This window comes from Candidatus Accumulibacter contiguus (assembly GCF_012940005.1).
In the GTDB taxonomy this organism is placed as follows: Bacteria; Pseudomonadota; Gammaproteobacteria; order Burkholderiales; family Rhodocyclaceae; genus Accumulibacter; species Accumulibacter contiguus.
The window spans coordinates 1-1,566 of record NZ_SPMX01000158.1; the positions used below are offsets into that span (position 1 = coordinate 1).

Annotated in this window: 1 protein-coding gene; it reads left to right on the forward strand. The window is 61.6% G+C overall.

All coding sequences use genetic code 11. From position 1 onward, the window contains the following. Positions 1-336: 336 nt before the first annotated feature. Positions 337-1,472, forward strand: a protein-coding gene (locus E4Q08_RS23935) for an IS3 family transposase (RefSeq protein ID WP_169072244.1) whose coding sequence is annotated in 2 segments (ribosomal slippage) — positions 337-589 and positions 589-1,472 — 1,137 coding nt in all. Because the reading frame shifts where the segments join, the coding sequence is not laid out codon by codon here. Positions 1,473-1,566 lie beyond the last annotated feature (94 nt).

The following is a 1,566-nucleotide window of genomic DNA, read 5'->3' on the forward strand; positions in this document are numbered from 1 at the left end:
ATGTCGAGCCTGTCTGATGGACGCGTACATGCACGTGCGCAGGACACGGTGGCTACACGAACGGATGATTAGCGTTGAGCGTTCCTGTTGATCGAAGATCAGATCGATACTCGTAAACGCTTGGCGCGCTCCTTGAAGGCGCGTTCGCCTCCTTCAAGGATGTCGCAAACATGCTGTCGGATCAACGGGTTTTCGAGGCTGCCGCATTCGTAGGTGATTGGTGGCAACTGGCCAGGTTGGTGTGGTCAGAGCGGGCCCCGGAATTTCGGACAGCAGGATAAGTGGTAGCCTTGCCCCATCGAACGGCTGCAAAAGCAGCCCAACAGGAGCGAGAGCATGACGAGAAGGACGAGGCGGAACCACACGCCGGCATTCAAGGCGCAGGTGGCGCTGGCAGCGCTAAAGAGCGACAAGACGCTAGCGGAGCTGGCGCAGCAGTACGACATCCACCCGAACCAGATCACGGACTGGAAGCGGCAACTGACGGAGCGTGCGGTTCAGGTTTTTGGTGACGCCGGCAATCCCGCGAGCGGTGATCCGGACTTGACGAAGCTGCACGCCAAAATCGGACAGCTGACGCTGGAGAACGATTTTTTAGAACATGCGCTCACCAAGGCGGGCTTGTTGAGCGCAAGAAGATGATTGACCGCAAGCACAAGTTCCCCGTCTCGCATCAGTGCGCCCTCCTCGGGCTGGCGCGTTCGAGCGCGTACTACACGCCACGCGAAGTGTCGCCGGAGGATCTGGCACTGATGCGTCGGATCGACGAGTTGCATCTCGAGCACCCCTTTGCCGGAGCCCGCATGTTGCGCGATCTGCTGCGCCCCGCGGGGTTCCAGGCCGGGCGCAGGCACATCGGCACCTTGATGGCGCGTATGGGCATCGAGGCCCTCTATCGGAAGCCCAACACCTCTCGTCGGCAGCGGGGTGATGAAATCCATCCGTATCTCCTGCGTGATCTCGCGGTTGAGCGGCCCAATCAGGTGTGGGCGGCGGACATCACCTACATTCCGATGCGCCGGGGCTTCCTCTACCTGTTCGCCGTGATCGACTGGTACTCGCGGCGGGTGCTCGCCTGGCGGCTCTCCAACACCCTGACGACCGACTTCTGTCTGGACGCGGTGCGGGAAGCCATTCACCGGCACGGTTGCCCGGAGATCTTCAACACCGATCAGGGTTGCCAGTTCACCAGCGGCGAATTCACGGGTCTGCTCAAGGCGCACGACATCCGGATCAGCATGGACGGCAAGGGGTCTTGGAGGGACAACGTCTTTGTCGAGCGTCTGTGGAAGACGGTCAAGTATGAGGAGGTGTATCTCAAGGCCTACGACAGCGTCGCCGATGCAAGAGCCAACCTGACCACGTACGTCCGCTTCTACAACGAGCGCCGACCGCATCGCGCCCTAGACGGCAAGACGCCGGACGCCGCCTACTTCGTGGCCCTCGCGTCGGCCATCCGCGCCGCAGCGTAAGGTATGAGGAAGGGGCTCCGTGGATTTGTGGACGATGCGCTGGCGCGCACCGGGCCGCTTGCCGTGGAAAAGTCTGGTGACTTTCCCACCGCAC